At 42.4% G+C, this 19,927-nt stretch carries 18 protein-coding genes; 6 read left to right on the top strand and 12 right to left on the bottom strand.

Translation table 11 applies throughout. The features are described from left to right. Positions 1 to 32 precede the first annotated feature (32 nt). The 6 genes from IEV61_RS17330 to IEV61_RS17305 all read right to left on the bottom strand — a co-directional run bounded on the left by IEV61_RS17330 (position 33) and on the right by IEV61_RS17305 (position 7,081). Complete coding sequence (locus IEV61_RS17330) at positions 33 to 1,142, bottom strand: WG repeat-containing protein (RefSeq protein WP_188418317.1); 1,110 nt, start codon at positions 1,140 to 1,142, stop codon at positions 33 to 35. Positions 1,143 to 1,223: 81 nt separating this feature from the next. Continuing rightward, positions 1,224 to 1,589, bottom strand: coding sequence for a DUF1304 domain-containing protein (locus IEV61_RS17325; RefSeq protein WP_188418316.1), 366 nt, complete (start codon positions 1,587 to 1,589; stop codon positions 1,224 to 1,226). A 158-nt stretch (positions 1,590 to 1,747) separates the two neighbouring features. Next, entirely contained in the window at positions 1,748 to 2,752 is a 1,005-nt protein-coding gene (locus IEV61_RS17320) for a DUF4407 domain-containing protein (RefSeq protein WP_188418315.1), read from the bottom strand. Positions 2,753 to 2,755: 3 nt separating this feature from the next. Then, positions 2,756 to 3,382: a hypothetical protein gene (locus tag IEV61_RS17315; RefSeq protein ID WP_188418314.1), complete on the bottom strand. Its 627-nt coding sequence runs from the start codon at positions 3,380 to 3,382 to the stop codon at positions 2,756 to 2,758. Positions 3,383 to 3,384: 2 nt separating this feature from the next. Then, entirely contained in the window at positions 3,385 to 3,765 is a 381-nt protein-coding gene (locus IEV61_RS17310) for an HNH endonuclease (protein ID WP_229747191.1), read from the bottom strand. A 157-nt stretch (positions 3,766 to 3,922) separates the two neighbouring features. Next, positions 3,923 to 7,081 carry an ATP-dependent helicase gene (locus tag IEV61_RS17305; RefSeq protein WP_229747190.1) on the bottom strand — a complete coding sequence of 1,053 codons (3,159 nt, stop codon included), beginning with the start codon at positions 7,079 to 7,081 and terminating at the stop codon, positions 3,923 to 3,925. A gap of 346 nt (positions 7,082 to 7,427) precedes the next feature. Here IEV61_RS17305 and IEV61_RS17300 point away from each other — a divergent pair, with 346 nt between their 5' ends. After that, positions 7,428 to 10,853: a T9SS type B sorting domain-containing protein gene (locus IEV61_RS17300; RefSeq protein WP_188418313.1), complete on the top strand. Its 3,426-nt coding sequence runs from the start codon at positions 7,428 to 7,430 to the stop codon at positions 10,851 to 10,853. A gap of 3 nt (positions 10,854 to 10,856) precedes the next feature. On the opposite strand, the gene IEV61_RS17295 is transcribed toward IEV61_RS17300, so the two are convergent. The 3 genes from IEV61_RS17295 to IEV61_RS17285 form a co-directional block, all read right to left on the bottom strand. Next, on the bottom strand, positions 10,857 to 11,543 hold the full coding sequence (locus IEV61_RS17295; RefSeq protein ID WP_188418312.1) for a DUF5683 domain-containing protein: 687 nt from the start codon (positions 11,541 to 11,543) through the stop codon (positions 10,857 to 10,859). Between the two features lie 82 nt (positions 11,544 to 11,625). Continuing rightward, complete coding sequence (locus IEV61_RS17290) at positions 11,626 to 12,927, bottom strand: M56 family metallopeptidase (RefSeq protein WP_188418311.1); 1,302 nt, start codon at positions 12,925 to 12,927, stop codon at positions 11,626 to 11,628. Between the two features lie 5 nt (positions 12,928 to 12,932). After that, a complete protein-coding gene (locus IEV61_RS17285) occupies positions 12,933 to 13,292 on the bottom strand; it encodes a BlaI/MecI/CopY family transcriptional regulator (RefSeq protein WP_188418310.1) in 360 nt (119 codons plus the stop codon). A gap of 271 nt (positions 13,293 to 13,563) precedes the next feature. Here IEV61_RS17285 and IEV61_RS17280 point away from each other — a divergent pair, with 271 nt between their 5' ends. The 3 genes from IEV61_RS17280 to IEV61_RS17270 all read left to right on the top strand — a co-directional run bounded on the left by IEV61_RS17280 (position 13,564) and on the right by IEV61_RS17270 (position 15,683). Then, entirely contained in the window at positions 13,564 to 14,004 is a 441-nt protein-coding gene (locus IEV61_RS17280; protein WP_188418309.1) for an Hsp20/alpha crystallin family protein, read from the top strand. A gap of 289 nt (positions 14,005 to 14,293) precedes the next feature. Beyond that, the gene (locus IEV61_RS17275) at positions 14,294 to 14,893 is read left to right on the top strand and encodes a GDSL-type esterase/lipase family protein (RefSeq protein ID WP_188418308.1); all 600 of its coding nucleotides are present in this window, start codon (positions 14,294 to 14,296) and stop codon (positions 14,891 to 14,893) included. Between the two features lie 61 nt (positions 14,894 to 14,954). Further along, entirely contained in the window at positions 14,955 to 15,683 is a 729-nt protein-coding gene (locus tag IEV61_RS17270) for an esterase family protein (protein ID WP_188418307.1), read from the top strand. Between the two features lie 3 nt (positions 15,684 to 15,686). On the opposite strand, the gene IEV61_RS17265 is transcribed toward IEV61_RS17270, so the two are convergent. Further along, positions 15,687 to 16,262, bottom strand: coding sequence for a DUF6252 family protein (locus IEV61_RS17265; protein WP_188418306.1), 576 nt, complete (start codon positions 16,260 to 16,262; stop codon positions 15,687 to 15,689). A gap of 208 nt (positions 16,263 to 16,470) precedes the next feature. On the opposite strand from IEV61_RS17265, the gene IEV61_RS17260 reads away from it, so the two are divergent. Further along, positions 16,471 to 16,803 (top strand): YbjQ family protein, encoded by a 333-nt coding sequence (locus IEV61_RS17260; RefSeq protein WP_188418305.1) that lies wholly within the window; start codon positions 16,471 to 16,473, stop codon positions 16,801 to 16,803. A 76-nt stretch (positions 16,804 to 16,879) separates the two neighbouring features. Here IEV61_RS17260 and ahcY read toward each other — a convergent pair whose 3' ends face one another. Beyond that, positions 16,880 to 18,196 carry an adenosylhomocysteinase gene (ahcY, locus tag IEV61_RS17255; protein ID WP_188418304.1) on the bottom strand — a complete coding sequence of 439 codons (1,317 nt, stop codon included), beginning with the start codon at positions 18,194 to 18,196 and terminating at the stop codon, positions 16,880 to 16,882. A 204-nt stretch (positions 18,197 to 18,400) separates the two neighbouring features. After that, complete coding sequence (locus tag IEV61_RS17250) at positions 18,401 to 19,285, bottom strand: M23 family metallopeptidase (protein ID WP_188418303.1); 885 nt, start codon at positions 19,283 to 19,285, stop codon at positions 18,401 to 18,403. 186 nt (positions 19,286 to 19,471) lie between these two features. Here IEV61_RS17250 and IEV61_RS17245 point away from each other — a divergent pair, with 186 nt between their 5' ends. Further along, positions 19,472 to 19,882, top strand: coding sequence for a BrxA/BrxB family bacilliredoxin (locus IEV61_RS17245; protein ID WP_188418302.1), 411 nt, complete (start codon positions 19,472 to 19,474; stop codon positions 19,880 to 19,882). Positions 19,883 to 19,927 lie beyond the last annotated feature (45 nt).

The following is a 19,927-nucleotide window of genomic DNA, read 5'->3' as shown; positions in this document are numbered from 1 at the left end:
GTCGTTATTGTTTATGTTTAAGATTTTATAGCTTAATTAACTGTCATTCCTATCAGTTTGTAGCCCTTCGCGGTACGTAGAAAAATAAAGCTTTCCTGGCTGTTCAGGGTTTTGTTTTTATTTAAAGTTTCTGTCAGTACACTATAAACGGGGTAGCGCTCTTTGTTGGGCATGCCGCAATCGGTATAATAGGGTTTGAATACTGCGTTATCATACGATAGGGCATAAAGGTCTTCATGGCTAATGTATGCCGAACGCTTACCTTGCTTAATGGCCTGCAATTTCTTAAGCACTAATGCCGAATACCGTTTAGTAAACGTTGCCAAGGCTATGGGCTTATCTCCCGACTTTTTGTGCCGCTCATCTACCATGACCTTACTAAAAGTGTTGGCCTGTAAGCTGCCTGCATTTAATTGGGGTAAATAGCTTTTATAAAACCAGTGCTTAAACTCTTTATCATAGTCAATAAACGAATAGTATTGCCCGTTAACGCCCTTCAGGTTTACATAAATAGCGGTATCTAAAGGCTGGCTGCCCACTTTTAGCGAATAAAAGTTCATGTGCCATATGACATCATCTTGCAGATTATCTACCAGGATTTGGTTTTTACTGTTAATGATGGCTGTAGTACCGTTCCAAAACCAATGCTCGCAAGGGTTGGCCGCATCATAGGGTTTGTTTTCATAACACATTCTTTTGCCGTTGCGTATGGTCAATGCCAGTCCGTTATAAAAGGGTTGGGCCGAATTATAAACTGCGGGGATAACTACCTTGCCGTTCTTGTTAAAGAAGCCTACTTTATCTGTCTTTTTATCATAAAACCTGATCTTCTCCTCGCTTTCGCAATCGGTGGTGAAATCCCAAACGTAGAGGGTGTCTTTGCCCACCTTTTTGCCATTTTTAAGCAGGTAATAATTGATGAATTTGTTATTGGAGGCTTGCTCATTTACCGGTACAATGTTTCTGAAAACGCCGGTATGGGTAAATAAGCTAAACTTAGCCGGTATTTTGATTTTGCCCTGCGCATCTTTATAGCCGGTGAGTTCGGTTTTTTTATCGTAGTAGCTATACCACAAGTTTTGCTGGGCGTTAACTTTAGTGTATAGTAGACAGACAACCAAGAATAGCAGCAGCTTTTTCATAGGTTACAAGGTAAGTAGATTTTGTATGCTAAGGAAATGTACAACGGCTAAACCCAATTGCATTAAACTTAGGCTTTAAAACTAACTAAGGAACAGAACAGCCAACAGCGCCAATATAGCAGGTAAACCTTGTTTTAACATAATAGATTTAGAAACGCTGATGGCCCCATAAGTAGCTGCAATGATAACGCACGATAAGAAAAATAGGGCTACATTTTTAGCCCAAACATTATCGCTGATGAGCAAAGACCAAATAAGCCCTGCCGACAAGAAGCCGTTATACAATCCCTGATTGGCAGCCAGCCCTTTAGTAGGTGTAAACAAATGCTCAGGCAGCGAGGTGAAAGTGCTTTTTCCCTTAGTTTCCCAGGCAAACATTTCTATCCATAAAATATACAGATGCTCTAAGGCAACCACCGCTACTAAAACTATTGGAAGAGTTTTCATAGTATGAATGTAGTGTTTAATGGTGGTAAAAGGTTGTAACTTATGTTTTTAAACAGAGTTTACTAAAATGCTTGCGTGAGCGAGAGATGTTACTTAGTTATCACACGCCACAGGCGTGCGCCAGCATAAGGGCCCACGGACAGCGGCGACGGGGAACACTAAATTGTGGATGTTTCTATCGAACGTGCCATCAGTACTAATTTTCGTTTTTGTAAAGCCATGTGATGTTTAATAGTTAGATCATAATCGTTTTCTTCATCACCACGCTTACTAACCAGTACAAATAGTTCTATTCCCATTAAGAATGTTAACCATAAAATCCAGATAATTAATGCTACACGAGAGCCTTTTATTAGATCAACCATCACTATTAATTCATCTAAAAATCCGGTATTTCCTTTAATTTCTGCTTCTAATTTTGTCCTTAGTTCAATTAAAGAAGACTCTTTTACAGACTTATCAGCTCTTAGATCTGCAAGTTGTTTATTAAGGGGAGCTAACAAAGCAATATTAGGGTTAAGTATAGATGTCATTGACACTGTATTCTCCTTGACCATTTTGACGGACTCTTTTGTAGCATTAGATGAATCGTGACTGGTTGTAATCACTGGTTTTAAGACACTTTGTGTTGTGACCGATTGTACAGTCTTGTTCAATGTAACATCTTTTGTTATTCTTTTTATTTCATCATCTTTCGCAGTTATAGATTCTTGAAGTTGCGTAATCTGGCTTTTTAATTCTTTTGCTCTTTCTGGTAATATTCTACTGACCTTTTTATTTAAGGTTTCAATTTTCCCTAACTCTATATCTTTTTGGAAAATTATTTGATCAATTATAATTGAACCAATCAATCCCATCGCAAGAGCGATTATTACTCTGAAATAATACATCAACTTATTTACATTGGTTGAAAGTATTATTTGCCTTTCGATTTGAATAATTATGAAGCATAGTACCCCTCCGCCGAGGAGAGAACCCCAAATCCCACCGCTTAGATATCGATCTGTAAAAACAAAGCCTATAAAAGACCAAAGTACACAAACGATTAGCATAGCAGAGGTGTATCTCTTTAATGCTTTCATCGCTACTTCACTGGAAGCCATTAAAATATTGTAATTGTAACCAGTAAGAAAGCACCCAAATTTTGTCCACCAATTTTTCATGTACTAAAACCTTTTTGTGAGAATATTATGATGGGAAATCGCAGCCAACCCATTTTTAAATCCTCGAGTATAGCTTAATAAAATTCCTTTGCAGTCCCCGATATTATTTTCTGCGTCTTTCTCAATTTTATTAACTTTTTCCATGTGGCCAATGGCTGTTCGCTTTTTCATTTCCAATTCTTCAACAATATCTACCATGCCACTACGGCCTCTGCTCAGTATATGATATTCCGTTTCTTGAATGAAATCTTCATAAAATGTTTTTACCTTATTAATAGTACGTACTAATTCATTTTTCAGTGCATCAAGATTTTGATCAAGATGGCTTGTATCAGGATTTAATAAGGCATCGTCATAGCCCTTTGCTTCGTGGTTGCGATCTAAAAAAGTATACAGTAGTGCAATATTATTATCAATTATATTATTATTGGAAATGTCCATTATTGGTTTAGGTGTATTTGTATAAAATTTAGAGGTTTGAGCCGTTTCTGGTTGTGATAAATTAGCTTCAACAAATATGTTTTCCTCAATTTCAGGGAGAGGTTTCTCATACTCTGATGAAGATATTGGTTCAACTTGTTGAGAATTTAGCTCAACTTCGTCACGTTTTAAAAAGTTGAATATACTCACTATTAAATAGATAAGGTTGGTACTTTGAATTTATTATGACCTCTGTTATGGCATTTCTTACACAATGTTATTAACAGATTTTCGGGATAATCCCAAGGCGGCTTGAATTGACTTTCAGCCTTAATATAATGGTACTGCCTATGATGGACTTGTAGTTCTTGTGTATTATTACATATTATGCACTGGTTTCTATCTCTTGCTAATATATCTAAGCGTTTTGTCCGCCATCTCTCATCAAAAAGCAATTGACCATAGGTGCCATGAGCAGGGACATTTCCCTCGTGTTTTTCTGTTATTTGTTGAACAGGGGTGTTTTTACTTAAATAAAGGGTATTAGATATGCGCCTTGTGACATTTAAAGCAGGGTATCGGTATTTTTCCATATTTAAGTTTCTTAAAACTATGAATAATATTTTCAAATCCAATATTATACGATACGGATAACTAAAATAAGATTAATATTGATCTCCTCTTATTCTCCCCAGTCGTCCGTAGTCTCTGACTACGGACGACTATACAAGCAAACTCTGTCTGCCTTAATTAATCCTCCACACTCTCCAATATCTTCCCCGGTTGTTTAAAATTACTCCTTACAAAGTGGCACCAGTCGCAGTCTTGCTTGCCACAGCCGGTCGCAAAATCGTGGGCCATAATTTTGGTGTATGTTTCGGTGAGCTGGCGGGTTACGGTGGTTACGTCGTCGGGGGCTGCTACAATTTTTTCTTTGTGATACTGGCCGTCTATGGGTTCTATAAATTCAAAAACGGTGCTCATTACGTGCCAGTCTTTACTGCGGTCGTTGTCGATGAGCATTTTGTAGAAAACGGCCTGGCGCCAGTAGTCGCCGCCGTTGGGGTTGTCGGCGGTGGGGCGCTGCAGTTTGTCTTTAGCGTATTTGAGTTTGCCGGTTTTATAATCTACAATGGTCACCTGGCGGCCGTCAAATTCTATCTTATCTAAATGGCCTTTTACCGGGATGCCGTTAATGGTGAGGTTGCGCATGGCAAACTCCACCTTGGCCACCTTGTTCCATTGATAGAGGTTTTGCTCATAGTAGGCAGGGAGTATCTTGTCGCCATAATCCATCCGCAGGCTAAATTCTTCCTTGGTAAAGGCATCGCGGTTACGGAACATGAACCAGCGAAACTCGCGCATAAAATCTTCTACCGGCGGAAACTGGCTGTCGCTCTTGGTCATGCGGTCGAACACCTTGTACAAAGCATGGTGCACCGCCGACCCAAAGGCCATAGCCGGACTTTTACCTGCTGGCACCCGTATCAAATTTTGAAAGTAAAACTTCAGCGGACAATCCAGATAACTATTCAAGTGCGTAACCGACAGCACGTAGCCTTGCAGCAGCTGGTTAATGTAATTCTTATCCAGCAGTTGCACCACCGGCTTATCGGCTTCGCTAAACTGGGTGGCAAACCAGGCCAGCAGCGCATCTTCGTTTACCTGCGGGTATTGCACCTGCAGGGGAGTGGTGGCCAGTATTTCGCCCACAAACTGCGAGGCTTCCTGGTCTTTGGCATTGCGGTCTTTAGTGCTGTACGATATGCTTAAACACTGCCTGGCCCGGGTAATGGCCACGTAAAATAACCGGCGCGATTCTTCCTGCTGGGCGCTGTCGTCGCCACTGGTTTGCATCAGCGTATCGGGGAAGCTAAAGCCCGTGTTGCGGCCCTTGGCATCCCATATTTTTTTGTTGCAGCCAATGAGGAAAACATGCTCAAACTCCAGTCCCTTAGAACCATGCGCAGTTAAAAAATTAACGCCGTTTTCGGGGTGGATCACCTGGTGCAGTTCCATGCGGATGTTGTGCTTCTTCATGGTTTCCACGGTCTGCATTACATCTTTCAGCTTCACGTCAGGTGTGCGGCGCGCTTCATCGCGCACAAAGTTGAACAGGCTGGTGAGCACTTCCATGTGCCAGCCCTTATCGGGCTGCTGCATTACGTAGCGCAAAATGCCCAGCGTGGTTATTACCTGCTGAAACAACTGTTGTAAGCTGAGGCTTACCGAGGCTTTGAGCAATTCGTTAATGCCGTCGATGAGCTGGCGCATTTCGGCCTGTGCATCGGGCGCGTCGAACAGGTTGCCTTGCCTTGCAGGTTTCAACTCGCTTACGTAACGGCGAATAGAGGTCTTTTGCTCGTTAAGGGCCACATTATAGTTGGCTTTAGATACCGCTATGCTGGCCTTGGCAATTTCGATAGGCGGGATGCTGAAAAAATCGTAATGCAGTATCTCGAACAGTAATTCATCGCCGCTATAGGGCGAATCCATTTCCATGGTGAGGTACTGCAAAATATTGATGATCTTCTCGCCAAAAGGCAGGGTCAAAATGTCGATCTTGCGCTTAGTGTTCACCGCAATTTTGCGGGCATCAAGGTAATGGATCAGTTGGTCTACCTGGCTGTGGTTACGGTAAATCACGGCAATTTCGGCCGGGTCGGTGCCCTGGGTAATCAGGTCTTCAATCTGGATGGCCACGTCTACCAGTTCCTGGTCGGGGTTGGCATACTCGCAAATCACAGGCTCCACCGCTTCCAGTTCAAAGCGTGGATGGGCCGCCTGCAAGTTCTTATCTAAGCGTAGCTGACTCGTCAACCTTTCCTGGTTATTGCTGATGAGCATCCGCGATATATCCAGGATGGCTTGGTTGGAGCGGTAGTTTTGCTTCAACACCACCGTGTGCAGGGTGTCTACATAATCGCCTGCAAAATCGAGAATGTTCTTCATGTTGGCACCCTGAAAACGGAAGATAGACTGGTCATCATCGCCCACCACAAAAACGTTGGGGGTATCCCAGTAGGTGAGCATGAATTTGAGGAGCTCGTTTTGCGAACCGCTGGTATCCTGAAACTCATCTACCAAAATGTACTGAAAACGTTCCTGGTAACGGCGCAGCAGGTCTTCATTATCGCGGAAAGCGCGCAGCACCCAAATGATCATGTCGTCATAATCATAACTGCCGCGTGTTTTCATTTTGGCCTCGTAATTGGCAAATTCGCCCACGGCGCAAAGCAGTTTAGCCATTACCTCTTTGGCGGCATCAATGTCTTTTTGCTTAACATCGCCTTTTTGGATGCCTTTGGCGGCGTTGGGACGTTTGTAAATAAACTCCTCGCGGTTAGGCAAATCGTCCAGGTATTCCTGCACTGCTTTCTCAATCATATCCAGCTGCCAGTTCTCACGTTTCATGGTGCTGAACAGGCTTTTAAGGCGGGGCACGTCGTAGTAAATATCGCCGGTGAAGCGCTTGAGCAGGTGGTCTTTATCAAACTCATCCACCAGTTCGCGGAAAAGCATGGCGCTGTCCAGGTCGGTCAGCGGTTCCAGGCTTAGCTTGCCAAAGTAATCGAGGTTTTCCTGGATAATATCGTTGCAAAACGCATGAAACGTATAAATGCTAATGCGGTAAGCATCAGGGCCAATAAACTCAAACAAACGCTTGCGCATGGCCACAGCACCGGCATCGGTATAGGTCAAACACAAGATCTCGTTGGGCTGGGCATCGGTCTCTAATAATATCTTGCCAATACGGGCGGCCAGTATCTGCGTTTTACCGGTACCGGGGCCGGCTACCACCAAAACGGGGCCATCTACCTTGTTCACGGCGGCCAGCTGTTCGGCGTTTAACTGGGCCAGTATATCTTGAAATTTTTGATTGTATTTTTCGGAAGGGGACTGCATCATCACAAAAGTAAAGATACGGAAAGCCAAGGAATTTAGTATGGAGAAAGGATTTGGGGAGGAAGGAGTTTTGCAAAAAGAGTGAGGACCCAAAATTGTAGACGTATGGAGAAAGGATAAGTGTCTTGACTCTTGGCTTTGTACTCTTGACTCCCTTTTAAGGGCGTTACCTTCGGGGCTGGCTTATCCGCTCATACCGCACAGGCCTTAGCCACGGGCCGGTATCCGCTCCTATCCTTAACGCTGAAAACAAGTCGTGTTAATTGTATTGTCCCTGAATGCTGACTTCTAACTTGTGGATATATATAAATACCTAATTTTTTGTAGTTTAGTAAGCAACAACCAAACCATGTTGCTGCGTATATATTTATCACTATTTCTTACACTTTGTTGTGCAACGGTATCCCTCGCCGAAACTTTTGTGGTAATTAGTAATGCCGATGCAGGCCCCGGCACACTGCGCGAAGCTTTGACCAAAGCGGCCGCTAATGGCAATACAGAAAAGGATTATATCAACTTTAATTTGCCGGATGTGAGCGAGGCCGGGCGCACGATTAATTTGACAAGTGATTTACCCGATTTAAGTTCAAATTTATCAATTGACGGATCAACTCAAAATGGAGCGAAATTAGGTTTAAGCAGCGCTAAGGTTATCCTCAAAACGCTTCGTAACAAAATCACAATTATATTATTTAAAGGGAAAGATGTAGAGCAGGTGGAATTTTATGGACTATATTTTTTAGATACTTCTAATCCATGCATTTCCGATCCAGATGCGGCGGCTCATACAACCATGCAAATTACAAATGCAAAAAATATCATAATTGGCGGTCAAAATAAAGGAAATGTTTTTAATGGGTATAACTATGGAAATCTGCGTTTTAAAAATATAGATGGGATTGAGTTTGCAGATAATTTGTTCGGCCAAAGTCCATATGCTTTTCAGGCTGTTTGTTCAGGCGGAATTGATTTAAATGAAGTAACTAATGTTAATATAGGAGGCACTAATAAAACTAATACATTTATTAGTGGACTTACCATTACACTTAAGCAAACACAAACAACAAGTGCATTTAATATAATTAATAACTATTTTTCTATTTATAGTGATGGCGTAACAACCGATCATTCTTTCGATGGTACCAGTATCGTAGTATCAGGTAGTATTATTAACACTACAGATGTTCAACCGAAGGTTAAGTTCTTATTTAGAGATAATCTCATGACCCATTTTTCTACCGGGGCTATAAAGTTCTATTCTGTAGATGGAAATATAAACATTGAGCACAACTGGTTTGGAATTGATAAAAGTGGTATCATACCACTTAATTTAAAAAAGGCTCATCCCGGCGACGGGGTTGCAGTTTTTCTGGAAAGTGTAAATGCAGAAGTAGTGATAGGAAGTGAGAATCCTGACGATGGAAACAAGATAGCCTATACAACTACTGGGATAGTTAACTGGAATTCGAAATATGTTAAAGTGCTCCGTAACTCTTTCAAATGTGTAACATATAAAGAATACAGCGCCAATGGGTTAATTACCATTCCTACAATAACAACTTCACAGCTTACAGCTTCGTATATAAAAGGGCTTGCAACTCCAGGTGCCTCGGTTGATGTTTTTGCCAGTGATGACTGTACGAATTGTTCTCCTGAAACCTTTATCGGCAATACAATCGCATCGTCTACAGGCGAATGGCAATATAATTTTACAAAATCTTATACACGAAGTATTATTGCTAATGCACACGTACTAAAGCAGTCATCCCACTTCACTAAACCTTTGATTAACGCAGCCAAAGTAGTGGTAACTAATTTTGATTGTGGACAAAGTGGTAAAATAGCAGGTATAGAGGTAAGTAATACAGAAAAGATAAAATGGATTAATGAGAAAGGAGAAATCGTTTCTACTGAATTAGAATTGAAGAATGCTGTTCCTGGTAGATATAAGTTAATTATTGGTGAGTTTTGCACAGTCGAATCTGATTATTTTACCATACAAGATGCAAGACCACAGATATATAGCTCTTTTATAGCAGTAAAGAATTCGGAGTGTGGTAAGTCAAATGGTAGCATCACAAATCTTTTTGCATCAACCTCCAGTGGTAGTCAGTTAACTTATGCATGGTTTGATCAGGACGGTAAACAAGTTGCTCAGACAAGAGACATCACAAACTTGGCTGCAGGAAATTATACAATTAAAGTTAGTTCCTCAAGTTGCACAACAGAATATGGCCCCATTACCATCAAGAACACCACCGGCCCCAATATCGACGAAACCACCGCCTCCATCCAATCTACCCCGTGTAATCAAAGTACCGGCGGTGTAATTAACTTAACTATTACAGGTGGCACAGGAACACTCAAATACAGCTGGAAAAATGCTCAAAACCAAGTGGTAGCTACTACTAAAGACCTGAAAAATCAGCCCGCCGGGAAGTATATCTTGCAGGTGAACGATGATTCGGACTGCGGGCCGGTGTACTCATCGGCATTTGAAATAACGGAGACCAATAGCATTATCATTGATGTATCGGGCGTTAACCAAACCAATACTACCTGCAATAATAACAATGGAAGCATTACCGGTATAAATACTATAGGGGCCAGTACGTACGAATGGCGGGATAACAACGACCAACTGGTGGGCACTACTTTAAATTTAAGCAATGTTGGGCCGGGTAAGTACCATTTGGTGGCTTTAAATGCTACTTGTAGTAAAGTAAGCATGGAGTATACTATTGTTAAACAACAAATCAATAGTGGTTATACATCTACTAAAGTGTTAACCCCAGCTTATTGCAACCAAGATAATGGCAGTATACAAGTGATCTTCGACACTCAACAACCAAAGGCAGTACGCTGGGAGAATAATAGCGGGGTAACCATCGGGCATAATGCGTTGTTGCAAAATTTGGATGCCGGTACTTATCAACTCTACGTGACTGATGATAACGGTTGCGAGAGCGCCTATCTGGCATATGCCATTAGCCGTATTGCACCTATGGAAATTACACTTAATTCGGAAGTGAAAACAGATGACCAGTGCACGCAAAAGTTAGGCAGTATTCAAAATGTGGCTATTACAGGTGGAAAGCAGCCTTATACCTATAAATGGCTCAACAGCGCAGGTGGACAAATAGCCTCAACCGCTGCATTAATTAACGTGACCGAAGGTACTTACGAATTGCAGGTAACAGATGCCACCGGCTGCGACATGGTGAGCCATACGTATACCATACAAAACCAAACATCGGCTTTAGCTGCTCCTGTGGTGGCTTCTAACATTCAGCTTTGCGGGCCGGGGCAGGCTGTGGTTAATGTTGCCAATCCGGGTACGGGGTATACTTACCGTATTTATGATAGCAAAACCGGCAATAAGGTTATTGCCGAACAAAAAAGCAGCAGGTTAACTGTTAATGTAAAAGATAGCCGAAGCATTTACATAAGCCGCTTATTGGGTAGTTGTGAAAGCCAGCGTACCGAAGTACTGGTTGCGGTAGGTGTTTCAGGCACCACCATACCCAATACCATTACGCCTAATGGCGACGGGATAAATGATCTATGGCAAATTAAAGGAATGGAAAATTACCCTGCGGCGCAGGTTCAACTCTTTAACCGCAATGGGCAAAAAGTTTTTGAGTCAAGAGGATATGCATCAGCTTTTGATGGTACGCGTAACGGGCAGCCCTTACCGATAGGTACTTATTTTTATATTATTAATCTTGGTTCGGGCTGTAATTTGTTTTCGGGAAGTCTTACCATTATCAGATGATTGCTATATAGTCACTAGTAACTTCATAACTGGAGTAACCAATGGAGCATTACCAGTGGGATAGTTTGCTTGGGTTATAGCAATACCCGGCGTAATATCAACGCTCAAATTGCGGTCAATACTATACGAGTGAATGAACTTGGCGTCAATGTAAGCATCTATGACCTGTACGCCCCAAAAGCCTATAAAGCTAAGTACGCTTAATTGCATATTGCGCTGGTAATTGCTTTGTATATTATCAAGGCGGCTTGGGGTAGACCCGCTGTTTTGTTCGTATAAGGTGCGTACCGGGTCGCCTACGGGCGGGCGCGGGCGGGTTGGGTCATTCACCAACTTATAAACTTCAAGATATTGTTTATAACTGCGCTGGCTCACCACCACCGATCTGCCGAATAAGCCCAGCGTAGTGTAAACAATAGGAAGTTTCCACCAGGTGCGGTTGTACACTTGTCCCCAGCCCGGTATTACGGCCGACCTCCTAACGGCTATGGCCGGTTTGTGCGTGGTATCGGGCCGGTTAAGGTGTTTTCTGGCTTTCTTTAAGATTTTGCCAGTATCTAAGTTAAAGGTAGCAGCTGAACCAAAGCGCTGGTTGGTTTTAAATAGAGTGCTGGTTTGTGCAAAAACAAACGAATGTAAAAGCGTAAGCGAAAAAATAAGCCCCAGGGTTTTGCAAATAAGTGATGGCATAGTAAGGTTGTGTTTTTATGAAACTGCACAACTTTAAGTTTATTGCAGACAGGCCCTGCTTATTTAAAAACTTTAAAGCCGACTACTGTACTTCTGTGGCATTAAAGGTGATAGCCCTGCGGGTTTTCAAATTGAAAGTGAGCGAATCGGCAGTTAAGGCATTCTCTTTAAATGAAGGTTTGAGGCTTTCTATTTTGGCATGTTTGGCAAATATGGTACCGTTGGTTTTATTGATTCTGATGTAACCGGCTATGATCTGGATATTGCCATAAGTAACATGCGCATCGCCGTATAAATGGGTAATGCCTTTTTCTACATCTACATAAGTAGAGTCATTGGCCCAGGCGTTTATGCGGGTGGTATCTTTCGTAATGTCACTACGCTTAGGTGTGGGTGCGGTATCACGCTTTGCAATGGGCAAATACACTTCCTTGCTCATGCGAAAAGTGCTGGTGGCGGGAGGGCCGGGTTTGGCGAATTTACGTAGCAGTACGTTGCCTATATGCGGTAATTTATCGGTGATAGTTTTGCCCTCCAATATAAAGCCTGAACTGAAGATGCCCAAAAACAACAACGCAACAAGGTATTGCAATTTGCGGTTCGTGTGGGTTTTGCTTTTAAATAGCATATTAACCCGGCTTTTTAAGCCGCCCGAGTTAAACTGGTTCAATATCTGTAACTTATTGCAAGCCGACATCCTATATAATAGTCCGGCGTAGGTTTTAGGATTTTGTTTGGAGGCTATTAAGGCATCTACCTCAAATTCGTGATTTTGACGCAGGCTGTTAGCCATGAGGTAAATGAAAGGATTGAACCAAAAGACAACTTTGAGCACTGCTGTAAATAAATTATCGGCCGAATGTGCTAAGCGTACGTGGGCCTGTTCGTGAGCCAAAACGGTTTGCCGTTCATCTTCGGTTAATCCGTTTATATCTAAGAATAAAATATTAAAAAATGAAGAGTTATGACCCGAAAGGTGGTAAATTACGCGTTGCCCGTTTACCACCTTTCCGTGTTTTAGTGCTTTATAAAGTATCAAAACAACTGTAAACAATAGCCTTGCTGCCAGTATAACTGTTACCGAAATATATATCCACTGGGTAACTTGCAGCCAGTTGATGGCCAGGTGTTTAGCAGGTACCAATATATTCTCAATGATAGCGCCGGTTTCCCTCATTTCTTCGATGGATATTTTCCTGTTAAAGCCATTCGCATGAGTAGTTTTAATATGGATGAAGGGTATAAGCAAACTAACCATTAACGACGATAGCAAATACCACCGGTTAAGCGTGAAAAAGGTATACTTCCTAAATACAAAATAGTAGGGTAGGTAACACACCGCCATGCAGATGGATATTTTACCCAGGTTAGTCAGTATTTCCATAGCGGTTATTGTTTGTCTATCAATTTTTTGATCTCTTTAAGCTCTTTTGCAGTCAGGCTTTTCTCTTTCACCATAAAGCTCAGCAGCGCCTCGGCCGAGTGGTCAAAGTAATTGGTAAACAGTTTGAAAAAAGCATTCTTACGGTAAGCACTCTTGGTAATGAGTGGGAAGTACTCGTAAGTTTTGCCGTAAGCTTTATACCCCACATATCCTTTTTTCTCCAACTGCCTAACTACCGATGAAATGGTGTTGTAGGGCGGCTTTGGCTCATCGGTTAGTTTGGCAATGACATCTTTTACGAAAGCGGTCTTTAAATCCCATAATGCCTGCATTACGCGTTCTTCTGCCTTAGTCAACGGTTCCATATTTCAAATATATAACTTGTAGTTCAGTTTTACAACTGGTATATCAGTTATTTAATTGAACTGTCAGTTACAAACTGAAAAAAAGGCTTACGTTGCGAAAAAATGGCATCTAAAACTGAAAGTTTTTCAGAAAAATATTTTTCATACGTCAGTTTTTGGGGATCTATATTGGTTAATACCTTTGGCACAGGTGTTGATTACGTATGGTTGTAAATCAGTTAATTAATTTATAGTTCATTCAATTTAAAACAAATTTTAGGAGGAACAAGCTATGAGTTTGGTTAAATGGAATAGTGACAAAAGCAACAATGCTTTAATGCCGGGTTTTACCGACATTTTTGAAAACTTCTTTAACGATGCCTTCGTGGCCGACCGCATGACATCGCGCGTACCGGCCGTGAACATCAGCGAAACACCCGAAGCTTACCACATTGAACTGGCGGCCCCGGGCTTACGCAAACAAGATTTTAAAATTTCTACCGAGCGCAACATGCTAACCGTATCGGTTGAGCAACGTGCTGAAAACAACGAAACCCACAAGAAGTACAATAAGCGCGAGTTTAGCTATACCTCGTTCGTACGCTCGTTTACCCTGCCCAAAACTGCCGACGATAGCCGTATTGAGGCCGTTTACAATGATGGCGTACTGCAAATTGATGTAGCCAAAAAAGAAGAAGCGAAAGCGGTAAGTCGTCAGATCGACATTAAGTAAGTTGTTTTTATGATCTCCTTTTTAAAGAGGTGCTTGCTAAGCAGGCACCTCTTTTGTTTTGCATTGTTGGGTAAATTCCTCCATGGCCTCGAGCGAAAGTGATGATAAAGTTTATTCGGCAATAGTTTGTTCGCATTTAACATAGCGTAATTCCCTCCATCGGGAGGGTAGAGAGGGATTAGTGAACTATTTATTTAGACACTCAACAGAACTTTTTGAGTTTAAATTGTTGATTTTGCAGCCTGCAATGGTGCACAAAATACTAAAGCATTTTTTATAATATTACACCATGTATTGGTACGAAGATGAGGTGAAAGCCTTAGAGAAAGAAAGTTTGAAAACCTGCTATGAACCCGAAACGGTTTTTTACGGCAGTTCGAGCATACGGTTATGGAACACACTTTACCAGGATATGGCTCACCTAAAGCCGGTTAACCTGGGCTTCGGCGGTTCTACACTGGCTGCCTGTGTGTGGTTTTTCGACAGGTTGATGATGCCGTTTAACCCCAAGCGCCTGGTGGTTTACGCTGGCGATAATGATTTGGGCGATGGACGCAGTCCGGAAGAAGTGTTCCTGTTTTTCCAGGAACTGGTGGTAAAAGTGCGCAACAGGTTTGGTGGCAGCATACCTTGTTATTACGTTTCGTTAAAGCCCAGCCCCAGTCGCTGGCAAATAGCCGATAAATTTAAATACGCCAACAATTTAATTGAGAGCGAAATTATAAAGCAGGAAGATAACTGGCGGTTCATCAATATTTTTAAAGCTATGCTGAATGCTGACGGCCTACCCGACAAACAGTATTTTGGCGACGATGGTTTACATTTAAGTGCGGCCGGATACACCGTTTGGGCCCACCTCATTAGTAGTAGTATAGCCGCTAATGAATAACAGCTATTTCATGTGCAGGTAACATTAGAGTTCAGATATTCACGCTAACACAAAGCCAACAATGGAAAGAGCCTATCATAAATGGTTTAGCAGCAATTTGCAACGCGACATGGAACTATTGGTTTTTGGCCATGCCGGCCGTGCTATCCTGTTTTTCCCAACGCGTATGGCCCGCTTTTACGATTATGAAGACTGGGGCGTAGTTGGCGGCGTGCGCGAGCGTATAAATAAGGGCGAACTCATGCTGTTTTGTGTGGACAGCATTGATGCCGAAAGCTTTTATAATAAAGACATTGAACCTTCGCAACGCATAAACCGACACCTGCAGTATGAAAATTACATACTTGAGGAAGTTGTGCCATTTATGCAAAAGCATATTGGTATTACCGATACACAGGTAGCCGGTTGCAGCATGGGTGCTTTTCATGCCATGAATATTGCTTTACGCCACCCGCAGGTATTTAGCAAGGTAGTAAGCCTGAGCGGGCGGTATGACCTTACCATGCAGTTGGAAAATTATGACGACCTGTTTGATGGCTTTCGTAACCAGCAAATTTTCCTGAATACGCCGCAGCATTACATGGCCGATTTGGAACAATATGCCCGCCTAAAGGCTATACGGCTAATGGAAATAGTTATAGCTATTGGTAAAGAAGATCCGTTTTACCCCAGCACTTTGCAGTTTAGCCATATACTCCACGAAAAAGATATAGACCACAGTTTTTATGAGTGGGAAGGCAACGCCCATCTACCGCGCTTTTGGCGGCAGATGGTGCAATTGTATTTGTAGTGTTTAGTTACTGGCAAACGTGTATGGCATGGCATTAAATACGCCCGTAGTAATGGCAGCCAACGTAATTGATTCATAGTTGCCCTCAGCATCATAGTTTAATTTACTTGAGATAAAGCTGTAAGTGCCGGTTATGGTTTTATTGGCCGTATCTACCGAAGTAATGGTAATAGTGCCCGATCCGGCTTGTGCGGTTCCATAAAGTACAAAATCGTAAAGACCGGCCGTGGTTAGCTGTTGGGTATAGTAAGACATATTTACATTGCTGCTGCCATCTACATTATAAGTAGCCACAGGGAAGCTGCTATCATTAACGGCGCTCGACTGCTTAATGGAAAATACAATTCTTTTCTGGCTCTTGGTACCGGTGCAGGTAAGCACTTTGCTGCTGGTTGCGGCATTGTGCACCAGGGTGGTGGTTAGCGTATCGGGTGTCCATACAGTGCCGCCTATGTAGGCCTGCAGTATGGGTGTTTCGGTTGTGGTGGTCGTGGTATCTGCGTCTGTACTGTCTTTTTTACAGCCTTGAAAAATTGCAGTGCTTAATACGCAGAGGGTGAGAATAAGAAATGGCTTCATGTTAATTTGAAATTTCAGGCCAAGTTAAAAGCCATATCAACACTAAGATTTTATTTCACATTCTTTAACATTTCTCCCCGAAACTCAACACTTAATAAGGATGTGCTTAGATAAATACTATCAACTTAAACCCCCGAAATACAATGATATTATTGTTGATGCGTAACAATCAAAGCTTATCTTCATCTATAAATTAAAATTATAGATTATGGATACTTCATTAATTACCACCAGCACCGGTTTAGACGGCTACAAAGTAGTAAAGCACCTGGGTGTGGTGCGTGGCATTACCGTACGCAGCCGCAGTGCACTGGGTAATATTGCAGGTGGCTTGCAGTCGTTATTTGGTGGCCGCCTATCTATTTATGTGGAGCTGTGTGAGCGTACCCGCGAGGAAGCTTACCAGTTGTTGATACAACACGCTGCTGCTATTGGTGCCAATGCTATTATTAACATGCGTTACGATGCCAATGAGGTAATGCAGGGTATTACCGAGGTATTAGCCTATGGCACTGCGGTAGTAGTTGAGAAGGAAGTATAAGTTACTCAAACATTATAAAAAAGAAAGGGGGATGATCACGAATCATACCCCTTTTCTATTATGTTATAACTGCAGATTAATATCTGTAATACTCCGGTTTAAACGGACCTTCAACTGTTACGCCAATGTATTCGGCTTGGTATTGGTCAAGTACTTCCAGTTCTACACCAATTTTGGCTAAGTGTAAACGGGCAACTTTTTCGTCTAAGTGTTTAGGTAGAGTGTATACCTTGTTTTCGTAAGCAGCTGCATTTGTCCATAACTCTAATTGTGCTAACGTTTGGTTAGTGAACGAGTTAGACATTACAAAGCTTGGGTGACCTGTTGCACAACCTAAATTTACCAAACGGCCTTCGGCTAATACAATTACGTCTTTACCTTCAATGGTATATTTATCAACCTGTGGTTTAATTTCAATTTTGCTATCGCCATAAGTGCCGTTTAACCAGGCCATATCAATTTCGTTATCGAAGTGGCCAATGTTACAAACGATGGCTTTATCTTTCAAGGCGCGGAAATGTTCTTCGCGTACAATGTTGCAGTTACCTGTAGCGGTTACCACAATGTCGGCTTCAGCTATGGCAGTGCCTAATTTTTTCACTTCAAAACCTTCCATAGCAGCTTGCAGCGCACAGATAGGGTCAATTTCGGTAACAATAACACGAACACCTGCATTACGCAGTGAATCGGCCGAACCTTTACCTACATCACCATAACCGCAAACAACAGCTACTTTACCAGCCATCATTACATCGGTAGCACGGCGGATGGCATCAACCAAAGATTCGCGGCAACCATATTTGTTATCGAATTTTGATTTGGTAACAGAGTCGTTAACGTTGATAGCCGGCATAAGCAGGGTGCCATTTTTAACGCGCTCGTATAAGCGGTGTACACCGGTAGTGGTTTCTTCTGACAGACCTTTAATTTCGGCAACTAATTCAGGAAACTGATCTAACACCATGTTGGTTAAATCGCCGCCATCATCCAATATCATGTTTAATGGCTTGCGGTCTTCACCAAAAAATAAAGTTTGCTCTATACACCAGTTAAAATCTTCTTCAGATAAACCTTTCCAGGCATAAACCTGGATACCTGCAGCAGCAATGGCCGCAGCAGCGTGGTCTTGTGTAGAGAAAATATTGCAGCTCGACCAGGTAACTTCGGCACCCAGTTCTACTAAGGTTTCAATTAAAACAGCAGTTTGAATGGTCATGTGCAGGCAACCGGCAATGCGGGCACCAGCCAATGGTTTAGAAGCGCCAAACTCGGCACGCAGCGCCATTAAGCCTGGCATTTCTGCTTCGGCCAGGCCTATTTCTTTGCGGCCCCATTCGGCCAGCGACATGTCTTTAACTTTTGATTGTACGTAGCTTGTTTCTACTGATGACATATGGAATGATTTTGAGATGCAAAAGTAATTAATAATGAGGTGGTAAACAAGTGTTAGGAATGAGAGTCAGGAATACAGAGTCAAGAATATAGAGTGAAAATTACCGTGACATTACAATTGTAAATGATAAGAAAGGTTGCTTCTGTCACCCTTACTAGATAAGTTTAATTCTGTACTCTTGACTCTGTATTCTTGATTCTAACCCTAATTTAAGCTCAAATATTGCTTGGGGTTAACCGCTTTACCGTTGCGGCGTACTTCGTAATGCAGGTGCGGGCCGGTGGAGCGGCCGGTAGATCCTACCTTGCCTATGAGTTGGCCAAGCATAACCTGCTGGCCTTCTTTAACTGTAATGCGCGATAGGTGGCCATACCAGGTTTCCAAATTATTAGTGTGACGTATGCGTACGCAGTTGCCGTAACCTCCGGCCCGGCCGGTAAAAATTACCCTTCCGCTGGCGGTGCATTTAACCGGATCGCCGGTTTTGCCTTTAAAATCAAGACCGGGGTGAAACTCGCCGCCTTCGCTATTAAATGGGTTGTTGCGCTGTCCAAATAGCGAGGTGAAATCGCTTACACGCGGGTAACCCATGGGCATCAGCGCAATGTTATCTACCAGTTTATCAAGGTAACGATTATACTTTTTGTAAAGCTGTACGTAGCCGTTCTCTTTATCTTTTGCTTTAGCAGCGGTTTTAACCGTTTTAAAAGAGATGCCATGCAGGCCGCGCTTGGTTAAATAGTTATTGATCTTACCTAATTTAGATTGGATGCCTTCAATATAAGTCAGCGCTTTGTTGCTCGTGCTGTCCTTCTCGGCCGATATCAAATCAAGCTTGGCCGCCTCATCGTCAATTTGGGTTTGCATGGCGGTCACCTTGGCGTTCAGGCGGGCATTTTCGGCCTGGTGCTTATAGTTACGTTCGCGGAGTTGAAAAATGGTGACCAGTAAGGTAACAATAAGGGCAAAACATAGAGCAGTAACTGCTTTTAAGCGATTGATGTAGGCGGCCTTAATTTGTACTTTTTTGTTGAGCCGGTTTCCATCCACAACACGTTCGCTACTTAAATTTGAGGATTTAAAGTTCATGCAATAGTTAAAAATTTAATTAATCAAGGGGGATTAACACTTACTTAATGTTAGCAGGGCTTTAATATACCGGCTACATTCAGTTTGGTCTATGGTAAACGTCAGCAAAATGTTAATATTTTGACAAGGTAATTTTTTTAAGCAGCGTTTAAGTATTTTTGTAATTGATAATTTAAAATTACTACCATGTATCCAGAATATTTAGTGGCTCCAATGCGGGCCGATTTAACCAACGCCGGCTTTCAGGAATTGAAAGATGCTGAGGAAGTTAAAAATGCCGTTGAAAGCGAAGGAACCGTATTTGTAATGGTAAACTCGGTTTGTGGTTGTGCTGCTGCTATGGCTCGTCCGGCTGCTAAAATGGCTGCTCAAAACGGCAAACGCCCCGATAAATTGGTAACCGTATTTGCCGGTATGGAAGCAGATGCTGTTAACGAAGCACGCCGTTACATGTTGCCTTACCCACCATCATCGCCAGCTATGGCATTGTTCAAAAACGGTGAGTTGGTACATATGATAGAACGTCATCAAATTGAAGGTCGCCCGGCACAAATGATTGCGGATAACCTGATGGATGCTTTTGATCAATACTGCTAAGCCCCTCCCAAACCCTCCCCGGGAGGGAGGGCTTTAAATACATTT

This window comes from Mucilaginibacter galii (genome assembly GCF_014635825.1).
GTDB classification, from domain to species: domain Bacteria; phylum Bacteroidota; class Bacteroidia; order Sphingobacteriales; family Sphingobacteriaceae; genus Mucilaginibacter; species Mucilaginibacter galii.
The sequence above is the reverse complement of the archived record's forward strand: the minus strand, read 5'-3'. Positions and strand labels throughout refer to the sequence as shown.